The organism is Paraburkholderia dipogonis, from assembly GCF_042680985.1.
Lineage (GTDB): Bacteria > Pseudomonadota > Gammaproteobacteria > Burkholderiales > Burkholderiaceae > Paraburkholderia > Paraburkholderia phytofirmans.
The window spans coordinates 1-17,215 of sequence record NZ_JBHUFR010000035.1; the positions used below are offsets into that span (position 1 = coordinate 1).

The 17,215-nt window shown below is 63.2% G+C and carries 15 protein-coding genes and 1 pseudogene; 6 read left to right on the forward strand and 10 right to left on the reverse strand.

The genetic code is table 11. The annotated features are described in order from the left end of the window. Positions 1–230, forward strand: a 230-nt coding sequence (locus ACFSNN_RS36995; RefSeq protein ID WP_377779214.1) for a transposase, incomplete at its 5' end; no start/stop codon positions are given. 432 nt (positions 231–662) lie between these two features. Here the strand turns inward: ACFSNN_RS36995 and ACFSNN_RS37000 are convergent. The 3 genes from ACFSNN_RS37000 to ACFSNN_RS37010 all read right to left on the reverse strand — a co-directional run bounded on the left by ACFSNN_RS37000 (position 663) and on the right by ACFSNN_RS37010 (position 5,016). Beyond that, complete coding sequence (locus tag ACFSNN_RS37000; protein WP_134456564.1) at positions 663–1,976, reverse strand: MFS transporter; 1,314 nt, start codon at positions 1,974–1,976, stop codon at positions 663–665. 71 nt (positions 1,977–2,047) lie between these two features. Beyond that, positions 2,048–3,253: a CaiB/BaiF CoA transferase family protein gene (locus ACFSNN_RS37005; RefSeq protein ID WP_134456566.1), complete on the reverse strand. Its 1,206-nt coding sequence runs from the start codon at positions 3,251–3,253 to the stop codon at positions 2,048–2,050. Continuing rightward, positions 3,250–5,016 carry an acyl-CoA dehydrogenase family protein gene (locus ACFSNN_RS37010; RefSeq protein WP_134456568.1) on the reverse strand — a complete coding sequence of 589 codons (1,767 nt, stop codon included), beginning with the start codon at positions 5,014–5,016 and terminating at the stop codon, positions 3,250–3,252. Before ACFSNN_RS37010 ends, ACFSNN_RS37005 begins: the two co-directional genes overlap by 4 nt. Before the next feature lie 132 nt (positions 5,017–5,148). On the opposite strand from ACFSNN_RS37010, the gene ACFSNN_RS37015 reads away from it, so the two are divergent. Further along, positions 5,149–6,075: a LysR family transcriptional regulator gene (locus ACFSNN_RS37015; protein WP_134456569.1), complete on the forward strand. Its 927-nt coding sequence runs from the start codon at positions 5,149–5,151 to the stop codon at positions 6,073–6,075. Here ACFSNN_RS37015 and ACFSNN_RS37020 read toward each other — a convergent pair. Both ACFSNN_RS37020 and ACFSNN_RS37025 read right to left on the reverse strand, forming a co-directional pair. After that, a complete protein-coding gene (locus ACFSNN_RS37020; RefSeq protein WP_106285001.1) occupies positions 6,045–6,362 on the reverse strand; it encodes a single-stranded DNA-binding protein in 318 nt (105 codons plus the stop codon). The two genes, ACFSNN_RS37015 and ACFSNN_RS37020, sit on opposite strands and share 31 nt — an antisense overlap. 127 nt (positions 6,363–6,489) lie before the next feature. Beyond that, positions 6,490–7,413, reverse strand: coding sequence for a LysR family transcriptional regulator (locus ACFSNN_RS37025; RefSeq protein WP_134456570.1), 924 nt, complete (start codon positions 7,411–7,413; stop codon positions 6,490–6,492). 231 nt (positions 7,414–7,644) lie between these two features. Here ACFSNN_RS37025 and ACFSNN_RS37030 point away from each other — a divergent pair. Together ACFSNN_RS37030 and ACFSNN_RS37035 are read left to right on the forward strand one after the other, a co-directional pair. Further along, positions 7,645–8,654 (forward strand): annotated as a pseudogene (locus ACFSNN_RS37030) (glutathione S-transferase family protein). Positions 8,655–8,686: 32 nt separating this feature from the next. Next, positions 8,687–9,136, forward strand: a complete 450-nt coding sequence (locus ACFSNN_RS37035) for a VOC family protein (RefSeq protein ID WP_134456572.1) — start codon at positions 8,687–8,689, stop codon at positions 9,134–9,136. Between the two features lie 10 nt (positions 9,137–9,146). Here ACFSNN_RS37035 and ACFSNN_RS37040 read toward each other — a convergent pair whose 3' ends face one another. Continuing rightward, on the reverse strand, positions 9,147–10,058 hold the full coding sequence (locus ACFSNN_RS37040) for a LysR family transcriptional regulator (protein WP_134456574.1): 912 nt from the start codon (positions 10,056–10,058) through the stop codon (positions 9,147–9,149). Positions 10,059–10,219: 161 nt separating this feature from the next. Here ACFSNN_RS37040 and ACFSNN_RS37045 point away from each other — a divergent pair, with 161 nt between their 5' ends. Beyond that, positions 10,220–10,963, forward strand: a complete 744-nt coding sequence (locus tag ACFSNN_RS37045; protein ID WP_134456576.1) for an SDR family oxidoreductase — start codon at positions 10,220–10,222, stop codon at positions 10,961–10,963. 48 nt (positions 10,964–11,011) lie between these two features. Here ACFSNN_RS37045 and ACFSNN_RS37050 read toward each other — a convergent pair whose 3' ends face one another. From ACFSNN_RS37050 to ACFSNN_RS37060, 3 genes are all read right to left on the reverse strand, one after another. Beyond that, positions 11,012–12,037, reverse strand: a complete 1,026-nt coding sequence (locus tag ACFSNN_RS37050; protein WP_134456578.1) for an aldo/keto reductase — start codon at positions 12,035–12,037, stop codon at positions 11,012–11,014. Positions 12,038–12,146: 109 nt separating this feature from the next. Beyond that, on the reverse strand, positions 12,147–13,871 hold the full coding sequence (locus ACFSNN_RS37055; protein ID WP_134456579.1) for a tetratricopeptide repeat protein: 1,725 nt from the start codon (positions 13,869–13,871) through the stop codon (positions 12,147–12,149). Positions 13,872–14,040: 169 nt separating this feature from the next. Beyond that, positions 14,041–14,601 (reverse strand): DUF4142 domain-containing protein, encoded by a 561-nt coding sequence (locus ACFSNN_RS37060; RefSeq protein ID WP_134456580.1) that lies wholly within the window; start codon positions 14,599–14,601, stop codon positions 14,041–14,043. A 413-nt stretch (positions 14,602–15,014) separates the two neighbouring features. Here ACFSNN_RS37060 and ACFSNN_RS37065 point away from each other — a divergent pair, with 413 nt between their 5' ends. Then, the gene (locus tag ACFSNN_RS37065) at positions 15,015–15,992 is read left to right on the forward strand and encodes a chemotaxis protein (protein WP_134456582.1); all 978 of its coding nucleotides are present in this window, start codon (positions 15,015–15,017) and stop codon (positions 15,990–15,992) included. Positions 15,993–16,059: 67 nt separating this feature from the next. On the opposite strand, the gene ACFSNN_RS37070 is transcribed toward ACFSNN_RS37065, so the two are convergent. After that, positions 16,060–16,932 (reverse strand): AraC family transcriptional regulator, encoded by an 873-nt coding sequence (locus ACFSNN_RS37070; RefSeq protein ID WP_134456583.1) that lies wholly within the window; start codon positions 16,930–16,932, stop codon positions 16,060–16,062. Positions 16,933–17,215 lie beyond the last annotated feature (283 nt).

The following is a 17,215-nucleotide window of genomic DNA, read 5'->3' on the forward strand; positions in this document are numbered from 1 at the left end:
TGCGCAAAGTGATCTACACGACCAACGCCATTGAAAGCGTGAACGCCCAGCTACGCAAGATCGTCAAGACGCGTGGGCACTTCCCGACGGACGAGGCCGCGACCAAACTGCTGTGGCTGGCCTTGCGCAATATCACGGCTGACTGGAGCCGTGCCGCACATGACTGGAAAGCCGCGATGAACCAGTTCGCGATCCTCTACGAGGATCGCTTCACCAGGCATCATTTGTAGAATGCAATTGACGACCTGTCAGACGGCAGGTTTTTATCTGCCTTGCACACAAAAATTCAGACACTCCCTCAACGTGTGCAGCCTGACCGAGGCTTATGGTAACGGCGCACCTTACTACTCCCGGTCGACCAATATGGACAAGTGGACTGATCCTCTGCCCATACTCGGCGCCCTCGACGGCGTAGTACTGTTTGGCGTTGTCCTCTGCGCATGGTGGTGGAGGCGCACCACTCGCCGGACATAGATTCGGACCAATGACGTTCAAGACAGACTCATCAGGTCTTCCCCGTCATATTCCTGCCGACCGCCGTCATGGCCGGCTGCTTCTGCGTGGTCGAGCGTGCCATGATGCCAGCGGACTGAAACACGAGGGCTAACCGCCAACCCCGCGTTACCGCCTATGTCGCCGCGCCGGCACCGTCGACACGACGTCTAGGCGGCTTCGACCACACCATGCGCCGCGCCGCGCTTACGACGCTCCAGCGTGCCGATACACACGAGCGAGACCCCGGCCAGAACACTATAAAACACCGCCAGCGGCCACCATGCGCCCGGATAACGATGCGCGAGCAACGTCCCGATCAGCGGCGTCAGGCCGCCGGCCAGCGCGGCACACACCTGGTACGACAGCGAAATCGCCGAATACCTGACGCGCACCGGGAACGCGGTTGACATGAACCCGGCCATCACTGCGTACGAACTCGACATGCACATCACCGCCAGCGCAATGCCGATCACGATCGCCACCGGCCGCCCGGTCGAAACGAGCGCGAACATCGGATAAGGCGAGAGCATCGCCAACGCGGCCGCGCCCTTCAGAAACCGCCCTGTGCCGATGCGTTGCGCGAACCAACCCGAGCCCAGTTGCGTGAACAACTGGATGAAAGCCACTACGAACAGGCAATCGAGAATCAACGAGCGGTCGAGGCCGAGCGTTTGCGTCGTGTAATTGAGCATGAAGGTGTTGACGAACCATGCGCCGGCCACGCCGATCACGTTCGCGCCGAGGCACAGCAACAGCGTGCGCCACGCGTCGCGCACGACCTCGGCGACCGGCAGCGCGGCCACCCGGCGTTGCGCCTTGAGCGCCTTGAACTCCGGCGATTCGTCGACGCCCGCGCGGATCAGCAGGCCGACCACCAGCAGCACCGCGCTCGCGAGAAACGGCAGGCGCCATCCCCAGCTGAGAAACGCGTCCTTGTCCATCGAGGCCACCGCGCGGAACGCGAGGAGCGACAGGATCAGACCCGCCGGACTGCCGAGTTGCGCGAACGACGCGAAGAACGTGCGCCGTCCTTGCGGTGCATGTTCGCTCGCCATCAGCACCGCGCCGCCCCACTCGCCGCCGATCGCAATGCCCTGCGCGACCCGCAGCAACACGAGCAGCACCGGCGCCCATACGCCGGCGCTCGCATAAGTCGGCAGGAAACCGATGCCGACGGTGCCGATGCCCATGATCGCGAGCGTCGCCACCAGCGCTTTTTTGCGGCCGATGCGGTCGCCCAGGTGGCCGAACACCAGCCCGCCGAACGGTCGCGCAAAGAAGCCGACCGCGAAGGTGCCGAACGAAGCCAGCGTGGCGAAAAACGGATCGCTGCCGGGAAAGAACAGCTTGCCGAATATCAGCGCGGACGCCGTGGCGTAGATATAAAAGTCGTACCACTCGATCGTGGTGCCGACAAAAGCCGCGGCTGCGGCGCGGGTCGGTTGCCGGCCGGCGGCGTGGTCGTCTTGCTCGCGATTCATGTCTCTGTCTCCAAGGTCTTTCTTCTGGATGTGGCGCGGCTTCTGCGTGCCGTCGCCGGGAACTGCGCGGTCTAAGCTTTGAGCACGCCCGCTTCGAGCAAACGCTGCTGGGTCGCGGCGTCGATGCCCAATTTATCGAGCACGTCGCGCGTATCGGCGCCGAGCGACGGCGGCGCGCTGCGATAGGTGGCCGGCGTGCGCGACAACTTGATCGGCGACGCGGTGCCGCGATACTCGCCCATCTCGACCACCAGCCCGCGATGCAAGGTATGCGGATGGCGCGCCACGACATCGACGGTTTGCACCGGTCCGCATGGCACGCCTGCGTTGATGAGCGCATGCGCGAGCGGCTCGCACTCGTGCGCGGCGAGCAGGCTTTCGAGCGCGGCCTTCAGCGGCTCGCGATGCGCGCAGCGGCTGCGGTTGTCGACGTAACGCGGATCGTCGGCGAGTTCGGGCGCGCCGAGATGCGCGCACAGTTTCGCGAACTGCCGGTCGTTGCCGACCGCGAGAAAGATCGGCGCGGTCGCAGTGCGATAGCTGTCGTACGGCGTGATGTTGGGATGCGCGTTGCCGCTGCGCTGCGGCGTGCGGCCCGAGCCGAAATAGTTGGGCAGATGCGGATGCAGCAGCGAGACGCCGCAGTCGTACAAAGCGATATCGATCGACTGGCCGCGGCCGCTCTTCGCGCGCTCGGCGAGCGCGAGCAGAATGCCGGCGAGCGCGTTCAGTCCGGTGACCATGTCGACGACCGGCAAGCCGACGCGCGTGGCAGGACCGTCGCGCTCGCCGTTCACGCTCATCAGGCCGGTCATCGCCTGAATCGCGGCGTCGTAGCCGGGCAAGCCGCCGAGCGGACCGTCGGGACCGAAGCCCGACACGGCGCAATGAATCAGCCTCGGGAAACGTTCGCGCAGATCGCGCTCGTAGTCCATGCCCCAGCGTTCGAGCGTGCCGGGTTTGAAGTTTTCGACCAGCACGTCGGCGTCTTCCAGCAGCTTCCACAGGATCGCTCGGCCTTCTTCACGCGAGAGATCGACGGCGATGCCCTGCTTGTTGCGGTTCACGCCCGCGAAGTACCACGCAGTGTCGCCGTAGAACGGCGGCCCCCAGCCGCGCGTTTCATCGCCGTTGGGCGGTTCGAGCTTGATCACCTGCGCGCCGTGATCGGCGAGCGCTTGTGTGCAGTATGGGCCGCCGAGCACGCGGCTCAGGTCGATGACCTTGAGGCCTTGCAATGCGCCTGTCGCACCATCATTTCGAAGCGATGCGGTCATTGCGCGCTCCCTGCCGGCAGTAGTTGCAGCGCCTGGTCGAGCGTGACGCCGCGGCCATTGACCAGCGCGTCGATCACTTCGCTTTCATCCGTCTCCGAATGCAATGCCAGCGGATCGGCTGGCAGCAGCTTGTGACGCACCACCAGATGAGCGAGCGCGAGACGCCGGTAATCCGGCGCGAGTCGTACGCCCTCACACGCCATCAACACGGCGGTGCTCGCGTGATACAACGCGGTGCCCGCTTGCCGGACCCATTCGTCACGGCCCGAATCCGCGACGCTCGCCAGCGCATCGCACGCACGCGCGAGTGTCGCGCGCAGCAACGCGAGACTGGCCGCCGGCAATCCCGCAGCGCCGAGCAGATCCTGCAGATACGTACGTAACGGTTCCAGCGCGCCGTCGCGTTTCGCGGCTCGCGCGATGTCGAGCGCGACGATGTTGCTGGTGCCTTCCCAGATCGAGCCGAGATGCGCGTCGCGCACGAGCCGCGCGTCGCTCCATTCTTCGATATAACCGGTTCCGCCACGCACTTCCATCGCGTCGCCTGTCACGCGGCGCGCGTCGCGGCACGCTCGGAATTTTATGAGCGGCGTGAGGATGCGCACGCACTTTGCCGCTTGCCGGTCGCCGGCGTCGGCTTGCTCCAGCAACAGCGCGATGCGCATGAACATCGAGCGCGCCTGCTCGGCAGGCAGCATCATCTTGAGCAGCTGACGCTGCATGAGCGGCATGTCGATCAGCTTGCGGCCGAACGCTTCGCGATGACGCGCGATATGCAGCGCCTCGGTCAGCGCGCGGCGCATCAAGCCCGCGGCGCGCACGCCGTTCGACAGACGCGACATGTTGATCATGTCGGCCATTTGATGAAAACCGCGCCCCACCTCGCCGATCAGATACGCGAGCGCGCCTTCCAGCACGATCTCGCCGCTCGCCATGGAACGGCTGCCGAGCTTGTCCTTCAGACGCACGATCCGGTAGCTGTTGCGCGAGCCGTCCGGCAGCGTCTTCGGCAACAGGAACAGTCCGAGTCCGTTGATGCCGGCGGGCGCCGTGTCGGGACGCGCGAGCACCATCGCGAGGTCGGCGTCGGCGTTCGAACAGAACCATTTGTCGCCATACAGACGCCACGTTTCGTCACCGTTCGCATCGGTTTCGAGCGACGCGCGCGTGGCAATGCGTGCGACGTCCGAGCCCGCCGCCTGCTCCGTCATGAACATCGCGCCCTGAAACAGCGTGTCGAAATCGCGCGAGGCGAGCATCGGCAAAAAACGCGCGACCAGTTCCGGCGCGCCGAATTTGCGCAGCGTGCGCGTGAGCGAATCGGTCATGCTCACGGGACAGCACAGGCCGAATTCCGCCTGCACGAACAGGAAGGTCAGCGCGTATTTCACGAGCGGCGGCGGCGATTTCTTGCCGTCGCGAGTCTCGTGGCTCATTGCGGCGAGTCCCAACTCCGCGTAAGCCACCCGTTCCAGCGCGACGTAATCCGGATGCTTGTCGATGCTTTGCAGCGCTTCGCCGCGCCGCGTGCGATGGTGCAATTGCGGCGGATTCTTGTCGGCGGACAGCGCCCACATGTCGAGTTCGCCGGAAGCGCGCTGGCCCAGCGAGACGAACTGGCTTTCGAGTTCGTGAAACAGCGTGTCGCCGAGATGCAGTTTCAGCAGGCGTTCGAAGTCGGGATCGCTGGTGAATAAATTGATGCCCCGGCTGTCGGGAATGTTGGACGAGCCGTGTGGCGGCTGCGCGCTGATTTCGCTCATGCGTGTCTCCTTGCTCTGCTGTGCACGTTCGTGCTTGTGAGAGGAGCATATGAGCGCCGTCGATAATCGTCTAATACAACTTATATCCGGTACGATAGACGCAGCTTATCGATAAGAAATCGGGAGACAGCCGTGGACCTGAAGCAATTGCGCTATTTCGTGGCCGTCGCCGAAGAGCTGCATTTCGGCCGCGCGGCCAAGCGGCTGTTCATTTCGCAGCCGGCGCTCAGTTTCGACATCCGCAAGTTCGAGGAGCAACTCGGCGTGCAGTTGCTCGCGCGCACCAACAAAACGGTGTCGCTGACCAATGCCGGCCAGGTGCTGCTCGGCGAAGCGCGCCGCCTGTTATTGCAGGCGAACGAGGCGGAACGCATGACGGTTCGCTCGGCGCACGGCCTTGCCGGCCGCCTGCGCATCGGCTTCGTGAACTCGATGTTGTATCGCGGCATGCCGCAGGCGGTGAAGCGTTTCGAGGCCGATTACCCCGGCGTCGAAATCGTTCTGAAGGAAATGAACACCAGCGAACAGGTACACGCGATCCAGCGCATGCAAATCGACATGGGCTGCGCGCATTGGGGCAATTTCCCGGCCGACGTCATTTCCACGCCGATCTTTTCCGAGCCGTTTCTGTGCTGCCTGCCCGCCGCTCATCCGCTGGCACGCAAACGCAAGGTCGATCTGCGCGCGTTGGCGCAGGAGCCGTTCATTCTGTTTCCGCGCACCGTGTCGCCGCATTATCACGATCTGATCATCGCGCAGTGCGTGGGAGCGGGATTCAGTCCGTTGATTCGCCACGAGGCGCGCTTGTGGCAGACCGTTGTGACGATGGTCGGCTTCGGCATGGGCGTGGCGCTGGTGCCGTACACATTGCGTCAAATGCAGGATCCGCGCGTCTCTTTCTTGCCGCTAATGAGCGAGACGCTGATGTCGCAAGTGCTGTTGTTGCGCCGGAGCGGCGACGCGGAACCCGTGGCGGACCGCTTCGTCGAGTATCTCAGGGACGCCGGCGGCAAGCCGCCGGGCACCGCTCACTCATCCGCTTCGCGGCGGCCTTCGTAAGCCGTCAATAGCTTGTGGGCGACCATGTCCACGGCCGGTTTGACGAGTCCGTTCTTGTCGGTCCAGACTTTCGGCGTCAAGGTGCCGCTCAGCGCGACACTGTCCGCGTCGCTCAATGCGAGCAATGCGGTTTGCACGTCGTCGTCGAAGGCGATTACGTTGACGAAAATCGTGTCGCCGTCGTTGGTGGCCGCACGCACCTTGCAGGTCACGAAACGCCTGCCGTTCTGCCCCGTGCGAATCTGCGCCTCGCCGTACAACCGCCCGCCCACCAGTCCATCGATCATCGCCCTGCTCCTCTTGTTTCGTACCGTGCGCGAGGCTGAATCGCCCGGCACGGCGCGTATGATCCCACGAGAAGCGGCTGCGGCTGCATAAAAAACGCCGCTCGGGCGCGAACCAACAGTACGAACATCACGCGCCGATCGTCATATCGACGCCGCGCACGAGGCGCTTCGCCAGCCGCGCCTGCCGCAACTGTTCGAGCCACCACTGCAAGGCGCGCCCTTCATGATCGCCGCGCCACGCGACGTACAGCACGTTCGGCTCGCGCGGGTCGGCCGTCGCCTTCTCGATTAGCTCGCCCTGCTTCAACAGCGACGCGACGCGCTGACGCGGCAACCAGCCCACGCCCAGGCCGTCGCGCTGCGCGAGGATTTTCGCGCGCATCGACGGCACGGCCAGCGACGCCTGTCCGCCGATCAAACCATAAGCACGCCCCGCCGTCGTACGCGATGAATCCGCCACCACCACCGCGCGATGTTCGAGGATCCGTTCGCGGCCGAGCGGCCCTTCGACGGCTGCGAGCGGATGGCGCGGCGACACCGCGAACACCCATTCCATCACGCCGAGTTCGAACCAGCGCAAGCCGGGAATCGCCGGCGGCTCGTTGGTCGCGCCCACGATCAGATCCGCGCGGCCGTCGCGCAACGCCTCCCACGTGCCGCTCAGGACTTCGTGCGTGAAGCGCAGCTTGACGCCGGAGTCGAGCGTATCGAATGTGCGCACCACCGGCATCAGCAGTTCGAATTCGATGATCTCGTCCGTGACGATCCAAAGACGGTCCTCCCAACCGCTCGCGATCTGCTTCACCCGCTGCGTCATGCGCGACATGTCGAGCATCAGACGCGCGGCTTCATCGGCGAGCAGTTGGCCGGCGGGCGTGAGTTGCAAGCGGTAGCGGCGCCGGTCGAACAGCAGCGCGTCGAAGCGCGTCTCAAGTTGCCGCGCGGCGTGCGAGACCGTGGACGGCGCCTTGCCGAGGCGCGCCGCCGCGCGCGACAGACTGCCGGTCTCGCGAATCGCGTCGAGTAAAGCCAGTTCGTCTTCCGACAACATGTTCCATTCCTTCGAACGAGTTCGACGGAACGATGGTACGGCAAAGCGCCGATGCTAGTCCACTATAGCGATATGGCGGCGGTTTTGGCTGCAAGCACAGTTGGCGTGTGTTTTCGCAAAAACCGCACGAGCCACCGATGAATCACCGCCGGCGCAGCCGGCGCCGCGCGTCTGGAACATTCATTGCACACGGTCGTGACACGGCAACGCACACGCACAAGGAGCAGCGACATGGGACTTTTAGTGGACGGGAAATGGCAGGACCGCTGGTACGACACTAAGTCGACCGGCGGCCGTTTCGTGCGCAAGGACGCGGCGTTTCGCAACTGGGTCACCGCCGATGGCTCGCCCGGTCCGAGCGGCAGCGGCGGCTTCGAAGCGCAAGCGGGACGCTACCATCTGTACGTGAGCCTCGCCTGCCCGTGGGCGCATCGCACCCTGATCGCGCGGGCGCTCAAAGGCCTCGAGGCGATGATCGACGTCTCGGTCGTGCACTGGCTGATGCTGGAAAACGGCTGGACCTTCGCGGACGGCCCCGGCGTCGTGCCCGACGGCGTCAATCATGCGAAGCTGCTCCACCAGGTCTACACCGCCGCAATCCTCACTACAGCGGCCGCGTCACGGTGCCGATCCTGTGGGACAAGCAACGGGCCACGATCGTCAGTAACGAATCGTCGGAAATCATTCGCATGCTGAATTCGGCATTCGACGGCATCGGCGCGAAGCCCGGCGATTTTTATCCGGCGCCGTTGCGTCCGCAAATCGATGCGATCAATGCGCGGGTCTATGACACGCTGAACAACGGCGTCTACAAGGCAGGTTTTTCCACCACGCAGCAAGCCTACGAAGAAGCCGTCACGCCGCTCTTCGAAACGCTCGACTGGCTCGACGCGCAACTCGCGACGCAGCGCTATCTGACCGGCGCCCAACTCACCGAAGCCGATATCCGGCTGTTCACGACGCTGATCCGCTTCGACGCCGTGTATGTCGGCCATTTCAAGTGCAATCTGCGCCGCATCGCCGATTATCCGAATCTGTCCGCCTACACGCGCGACATTTACCAGTTGCCCGGCATTGCGCAGACGGTCGATTTCGCGCACATCAAGCGGCATTACTACGATAGCCATCGCGGCATCAATCCGACCGGCATCGTGCCGCTCGGTCCGGTGCAGGATTTCTCCGCACCGCACGATCGGGCTCGCCTCGCGAAATCCGGCTCATTAAACGCCGCTGTTAGTTAGCAGCCGCATTCTGTTCAGGAGTAGAAGACATCATGCAAGACAGTTCCGGCGCACGGCCGCCCGTTCAAGGTTTGCGCCTCGACAACGTGGCGCTTGCCACCAGCGATCTGAATGCGTCGATCGCCTGGTACGAAACGGTGTTGGGCTTTACGGTAATCGAGCGTGGCCGCTTCGACGCGGTCGGCGCGGACTTCGCGATGATCGAAGCGGCGGGCGTGCGCATCGAACTGGTGTCGCGTCCTTACGCCGAGCATCAACGGGTGGATCGCACGGCGCCGCCCCATCATCTGGACGTGCTCGGCTATAAGGCCATCGTGTTCGAAACCGACGACCTCGCCGCCGCGACGGCCACGCTCAAACAACACGGTGTGGAATTGCTGTGGGCCGACCAGCCGCTCAACGCCGAACGCAGTTCGACCATGTTGCGCGATCCCGAGGGCAATCTGATCAACATCTTCGGCCCCCGCCGCGCGGCCACCTGAGCGAGCGCTTTCACGACGCGCCGCCTGTCGCTACCGCAGCCGCCTCGAAAATATCGCGCAGCCACTGCGCGAACACCCGCACCCGCGACGACAACTGACGGTTCTGCGGATACAGCACGGACACCGGCATGGCCGGAGGCGGAAAGTCGGCGAGGATGATTTTCAGCCGCCCTGTCGCCAGTTCGGCCGCCACCCGGTATTGCGGCACCTGCACGATGCCGAGCCCGGCAAGCGCCGAGCCGGTATAAAGCTCGGTGCCGGTCACCGACACCGCCGAGGGCAGGACCATCGACACCTCGCGGCCCGCCACGTTGAATTCGAGCGGCACGGCCTTGCCCGTCGCGCTCGACACGTAATTGACCGCCCGATGCGTGGACAGCGCCGACGGCTCGGCCGGCTCGCCATATGCTGCGAGATACGCCGGACTCGCGACCGTTACTTGCGGCAATTGCGCGACGCGCCGCCCCACCATCGACGAATCCTGCAGATTACCCGCGCGCAGCACGCAGTCGACACCCTCCCGCACCAGGTCGACGAGCCGGTCGTCTTCGCCGATGGTCAGCTCGATTCCGGGAAAACGCGCGAGAAACGCCGGCAGCGCAGGCACCACGAAGTGCCGCGCCAGCGTGCCCTGCAAGTTCACGCGCAACAAACCCTTCGGCGCGAGGTTCGAAAACGAGCCCTCGGCCTCCTCCATGTCGGCGATGAGACGCACGCAGCGGCGGTAGTACGCCTCGCCGTCGTGCGTGAGACGCACCGTGCGCGTGGTGCGTTCGAGCAGCCGCGCGCCGAGCCGCTGCTCCATGCGCTTCATCAGGTTGGTGACGGTGGCGCGCGGAATCTGCAAATCGTCCGAGGCGCGCGTGAAGCTTTGCCGCTCGGCGATCCGGATAAAAACCCGCATTTCTTCAAAGCGATCCATGGTTGCGGCCTGTCGTTGCCTGTCTGTGAGGCCGGTCGGACGGCCGACGCGCCAATTGTTAAAGTAAATGGAATGATGATGCTCAGTCTAACCCGATTATCCAGGCGCCGAAAGCGTCCATGATTCACCTCACCCATCCAACGCACTCAAGGAAACGAATCATGAACACGCTCAACAACGCCCAGGTCGCAATCGTCACCGGCGCATCGCGCGGCATCGGCGCGGCGGTCGCGCAACGTCTGGCCAAGGACGGTTTCGCCGTCGCGATCAATTACGCATCCAGTTCGGCCGAAGCCGATCAGCTCGTCGCCGAACTCACGGCGGCCGGCGCCAAAGCCATCGCGGTGAAAGCCGACGTGTCGAACGCCGACGACGTGCGCCGCCTGTTCGAGATCACCGAACAGCAGCTCGGCAAGGTGGACGTGCTGGTCAACAACGCGGGCGTGCTCAAGCCCGTGCCGCTCGCCGACACCAGCGACGCGCTCTACGACCAGACCTTCGACATCAACGTGCGCGGCACCTTCAACACCTTGCGCGAAGCAGCCGCGCGCATGAACGACGGCGGCCGCATCGTCAACTTTTCGAGCACCACGCTGGCGCTGAACATGCCGGGCTACGCGATCTACAACGCGACGAAAGCTGCCGTCGAAGCGTTCACGCACGTGTTCGCCAAGGAACTGCGCGGCCGCGACATCACCGTCAATGCCTTGGCGCCGGGTCCGATCGCGACGTCGCTGTTCCTCGACGGCAAGACCGAAGAACAGATCCAGACCTTCGCGAAGATGCCACCGCTGCAACGCCTCGGTCAGCCGTACGACATTGCGTCGGTGGTGGCGTTCCTCGCCGGTCCTGACGCGGGCTGGGTCAACGGCCAGATTCTGCGCGCCAACGGCGGTATTGCTTAAGGCGTTCGCTGCGCGTGTCGCGCAGCGTGCTTTCACACCCAAGCATGCTCACACCGCCTTCGGATTGCGCTCCACGAACCCTTCCTGATGCCAGTACGGATAAGCAGGACGCACGGCGCTCGCCGCGTCGAGCCTGGCCATCTGCTCGGGCGTCAGATTCCAGCCCACCGCGCCAAGGTTCTGCCGCAACTGTTCCTCGTTGCGCGCGCCGATCAGCACTGTCGACACCGTCGGACGCTGCAGCAGCCAGTTCAGGGCGATCTGCGGCACGGTCTTGCCCGTTTCTGCGGCGATCTCGTCGATGGCATCGAGCACGCGGAACAGATACTCGTCCGGCACCGGCGGGCCCATGTCAGCGGTTTTATGCAGCCGGCTCGAATCGGGCAGCGGCTGGCCGCGCTTGATCTTGCCGGTCAGCCGCCCCCAGCCGAGCGGACTCCACACCACCGCACCCACGCCTTGATCGACGCCGAGCGGCATGAGCTCCCACTCGTAATCGCGCCCGACCAGCGAGTAGTACGTCTGATTAGCGATGTAGCGCGGATAGCCGTAGCGGTCCGCCACGTCCTGCGATTTCATCAGATGCCAGCCGGAGAAATTCGACACGCCCGTGTAGCGGATTTTGCCCGCGCGCACCAGATCGTCGAGCGTTGACATGACTTCGGCGACCGGTGTTCTGGCGTCGAAACCGTGCAGTTGAAACAGGTCGATGTAATCGGTCTGCAAACGTTTGAGCGCCGAGTCCACGGCCTGAATCAGATGGAAGCGCGACGAGCCGACGTTGTTCGGGCCGTCGTCGAAACGGAAGGTCGCCTTGGTCGAGATGATCGCCTTGTCGCGCTTGCCCTTGAGCGCCTCGCCGAGCACCGACTCGGAAGCGCCGCTCGAATAGATGTCCGCGGTGTCGAACATGGTGACGCCCGCATCGAAGCAGATGTCGAGCAGACGCCGGGCCTCGGCGACGTCGGTCGCGCCCCACGCCTGGAAGAACTCGCCTTTGCCGCCGAACGTGCCCGTGCCGAAACTCAGCACCGGCACCTTGAAACCCGATGCACCCAGATGTCTGTATTCCATTGATGACTCTCCATGGCCTAGCCGTCGATAAACGGACGTTCAGTCTACGCGCGTCCGGGCGATCCCGTCGGCCAGCGCGCAGCGAACGTGGCGGGTGCGAACGGGATCGTTATCGTAGATGTACCGCTCCCGCCACCATTGCGTTCAGCGCATCACGCGCGGCCTGGATCACACTGTCCCAATCGCCGAGCACCGGTTGCCGGAACAACCGGGCACGCGGATACCACGGCGTATCCGTGCGTTCCAGCATCCACCGCCAGCAGGTGTCGAAGCGGTTCAGAATCCAGACCGGTTTGTCGAGCGCGCCGGCCAGATGCGCGGTGGACGTGTCCACGGAAATCACCAGATCGAGATTCGCCACCAATGTCGCGGTGTCGGCGAAGTCGTCGAGTTCTTCCGTGTAGTCGATCACATGTTTGCTCCGCACGTCGCTTTCGAGTTGCTGCGCCGCCGGTCCTTTTTGCAGGCTGAAGAACTGCACGTTCGGCACGTCGAGAAGCGGCGCGAGTCGTGCGAATGCGATCGAACGGCGCGCATCGTTCTTGCGAAGTTCGGCGACATGCGGACGGTTTCCGCCCGCCCACACGAGTCCGACTTTGAGACGCGCGTCTGCAGGCGCGTGAAGCCGCTCGCGCCATTGGCCAGCCGCTTCGGGGTCCGCGTAGAGATAAGGCGTTGTCGATGGAATGCTATCGAGACCGGTCTTGAATGCCAGCGGCAAACTCAGCAGCGGACAGTGACAATCGAACATTGGCAGCGCATGGCCGGCTTCGATCAACTGGTCCACACCGTCGAGCGTGGCCATGAGACGCATCAATTCGCGCGGCACTTCGAGCACGACCTTCGCACCGAGTTTCGACACCAGCGCGGCATAGCGGCAAAACTGCAGCGTGTCGCCGAGACCCTGCTCCGCGTGCAACAGAATCGTCTTGCCGCCGATCGAAAAATCGCCGAGCCAAAGCGGTTGCGCAAAACTGCGCCGGCTCGCCTTGATGCGGCTGCGCTCCCAGCGCCATTCATATTTTTGCCAGCCGGCTTCGAGCTGTCCCATTTGCAGCAGGCACAGCGATTCATTCCAATGTGTTTCCGCGCCATCGGGATTCACGGCCAGAGCGCGTTCGTAACTCACGAGTGCTTGCGCGTGCTGGTTGAGATCGATCTGCGTGAGGCCGAGGTTGTTCCAGGCGTCGGCGAATGCCGGCGCCAATTCCAGCGCGTGACGGTAGCAGCGCTGCGCTTCTTCCGGCTGGTTCAGGTCGCTGAAGGCATTGCCGCGATTGCTCCACGCGTCGGGATAACCCGGTTGCAGCGCGAGCGCGTGATCGCAGCTTGCGAGCGCGTCGGCGGGACGGCCCAGATCGCGCAGCACGCACGCGCGGTTATTCCAGGCCTGCGCGAAATCCGGATTCCACCCAATCGCGCGATCGAAGCTGCCGAGCGCATCGAGCGGCCGATTCAGGCCGGCTTGCGCGTTGCCGCGGTTGTTCAGTGCGTCGGGAAATTTGGGCTGCAAGGCGAGCGCCCGATCGGCGCTCGCGAGGGCTTCGTCGAAACGCTGCAGGACATTCAATGCATAGGCGAGATTGGAATGAAGCGGCGCCTGTTTCGCGTTGATGGCAAGCGCTTTTCCGAGCAACTCGACGCCCTCTTGCAGGCGGCCCGCTTGCAGCGCTAACGCGCCGAGCAATTGCAGCGCGTCGAAATGACGGGGCTTGAGTTCGAGGATCTCGCGATAGAGTTCTTCAGCGTCGTCGAATGCGCCGTTCTGCTGAAGCGCGACGGCTTGCCGAAGCATGTGGTCCAGCTGTTGCGGCAAATTGGCGGGCTTGCTCATGCGGGGAGCTTTGATCGAATGCGCGTGAAAACCGTGGGAGCTTTCGAGTTGCGGGGCGTCGCGCAAGACCAGCGCGCAGCGGACTCGAAAGAGCGAAGCCGATTATCGCCGAAAACCGCGCATCCGCACGCCCGCGCGTCACGCCGCAACGTGACGCGCGTTTAGCCGCTTACTGCGCGGCCGGCAGATGCTTACGCTTGGCAAGATCCTGCGCCATTGCGTAGTGTTCCTGGATCGTCGGCAATGCCTTCTTCGCCGCGTCCTTCAACTGCTCGTCACGGCCCGAGGCGATTTCCGCCTGGAATGCCGACAGCGCTTTCTGTTCGCCGGCGAGCGCGACCTGTTCGATATAGGCCTTGTCGAATTCGGCGCCACGCAGGTTGTTGATGCTCGCGAGCACCGCTGCGTCGGGATCGTTCTTCGGCACATCGACGCCGCGCGGGCTCGCCGCGCGCAGTGCGTCGGAGATTTTCGCATTGTCGGTCGAGACGCGCTCGGCGAACGCCTTGACGTCGCGGTCGGTCGAGCGCGAGGTCGCGATGCGCGCGGCGTCGCGTTGCGTCGCGACGGCCTTGGTGCCGTCCGCGATGAACGTCTGGTCGGCGGCATGCAGACGGCCGGCGTCTGCCGCGGCCGCCGCCGGCGTAGTTTGAGCGTTGGCCGCGCCGGCGACGACGAGCAGTCCAGCCATGCAGGCGCTGGTGATAGTGGCGAGAGGCAAGCGGATCATACGTTCTCCTTGAGGTGGAAGCGAAACGGCAGCGATGCGTGTGCGCCTCAGGCGTCGGGCTGACTGCGCGCTTTCCTTGCAGTCAGCTTGCGAGCCGCTGACGGCGCCACGCTTTAATCGCTGTGAATTCTAGGAGCCGTGTCCCGCGGCATGTGATACGACGCTGTCGCTTCTGTAACGTTAGGTAACCTTCATATGAATGCCTTGACAGGCCTGTATTGCGGCCAAATGTGCTCGTGCCGCCTCGCGCCCTCGGTATTGCTTGCGTGTTAACCAGAGCATGCGAGGAAAACCGTGCGGAAACGCTGAACTTTCCGTCCGCCGCGCCGATAACAGAAAGGTAAGGCGCGCGCCAGGATCGATTGACACGGTTGGGTGGCGCATCACACGCACCGTAATCCTGGAGAGATTCGATGGCAGTAGACAACCGCGCGAACGATGAACGCAGCAACCTGACGAGTTCCAACAAGTTCGAGTTGTTGCTGTACCGCCTGGGCTCGGTGCCCGGCAGCGACGCGCACGAGCTTTATGGCATCAACGTCTTCAAGGTGCGGGAAATCTCGACCATGCCCGCGGTTACGCCGATTGCCGGTTCGTCGCCGTTCGTGATGGGCGCCGTGGATATTCGCGGGCAGATCATTCCTGTGATCGACTTGCCGCGGTTGATGGGGTGTGAGCCCACGCGCGGACTGAATATCTTGCTGGTGACGGAGTTTGCGCGGTCGACTCAGGCGTTCGCGGTCGAGGAAGTCGACGATATCGTGCGGCTGGAGTGGAACCAAGTGTTGTCCGCTGAAGGTGCGGCTGGGGGCAATCTGGTTACCAGCATTGCACGGATAGATGGGAATACCGGGGACTCGCGGTTGGCGCAGGTGATCGATGTGGAGCAGGTGTTGCGCGATGTGTTTCCGTCACAGCATCCTAGTGTGGATCCGACTTCCGTTGGCGATGCGTTGGGGATTCCGCGCGGGGCGAAGATTCTTGCGGCCGATGATTCCGGGTTTGCCCGGAAGCTTATCGAGCAGGCTTTGAGTGCTATTGGCGCGGATTATGTGATGACCAAGACCGGGGAAGAGGCCTGGAATACCTTGCAGCAGATTGCGCGTGAGGCGCAGGCTAATGGGACTCGTGTTAAGGACAGTATTGCGCTTGTTTTGACGGACCTCGAGATGCCTGAGATGGATGGGTTTATGCTGACTCGGCAGATTAAGGCTGATGAGCGGACTCGGGATATTCCGGTCATTATTCATTCCTCTCTTACCGGGGCGGCTAATGAGGCGCATGTGAAGAATGCCGGGGCTAATGGGTATGTGGCGAAGTTTGCTGCGTCGGAGTTGGCGGATGCTATTCGGAATGCGATTGGGGTTTTGCCTTCCCGGGTTGCTGCTTGAGTGCGTTTTTTCCGGTAGTTGACCAGGCCCGCGGCGATCGCAAGATTGCCGCGGCAGATCGTTCCCGTCACACGAGGGGAATGTAGATATCGGTTTGCCACTGGTCCTGCGGCGTTTCTGGAAAGACGCTCAGGTAGTGAAAGAACAACGGATGGTCCCGAAGCTCCTCGCCGCTTGCGGGAAGCCAGTCGCGATAGATCGGATAGATTGTCTCGCCGACGTGCTCGGTCGATCCGATATGGCGGACCACTGCACATCGACCGCCCGGAATGACGAGTTCGTGGATACCGAGGACGTTCGACGCGACCGGCTCGTCAATTTCTCCGCAGATGTCGAAGCGAAATGCATCCGCCGGTGTCGTGTCCGGGTTATTGCGCGGGATACCAAAAGTTCTGCTCGATGCAATCGGAGATTGCCCGCTCTGCTTCCGCCAGTCAACGAACTTGCGCACGCTCTCGTTGAGGAGCCCACTCGGTCCGCAGTGTTCGAGCGCGGCGACGCGAGTTTCCGAAAAATCGACAATTTGTACTAGCATGGTGAGTTTCCTTAAAAGATAGGGGACGACAAAAGTCGCACTCCAGATCTGCCAGTTCGGATGCCGCCGAAACGAACTCGGCGCCGTGCCGAAAGCGCGCTTGAAAGCGCGACTGAAGGCTTCGGGGCTGTCGAAGCCCGCGTCGAACGCGGCATCGAGCACCGAGCAGAACTCACGCGAAGCCAGGCGATGGGCAGCCTTGCGCAAGCGCATCAGTTGCACGTAGCGTGCGACTGGCACTCCCACATAGGCGGCAAACTGCCGATGAAAATGGAACTTCGAGAAGTTCGCGATGCGACTTAGCGCTTCCACCGACAGGTCGCCCTCGATGTTCATCTCGATGTACGCGAGTACGGCATCGAAGCGCTTCGTGTAAGCGCGAGTGGCGTCAACATGAGCTTGCATGGTCTGGATATCTGGATCGTGCGACTGCGTTATGGTCGCTTAGGGTAGAGACATCGCGCCTAGCCGGTCTTGCTCAATCTCCAGACGGCCTGTCCGATAAGGCCTCGGCTCATCAAGCCAGTCTTGCGGAGGAGCCGGGTGCGCAGTGCTAAATCTCGTTTTGTCGAAGCTGGTGCGAGCGCGGAATCGATTGTCGATGATTTGAGCAGGAGTGTAGAACGACCGCTTCCGGCCTGGGTAGGGTGTTTGCTCTTGCACTGTGCGGACGCCACTTATGCGCCCT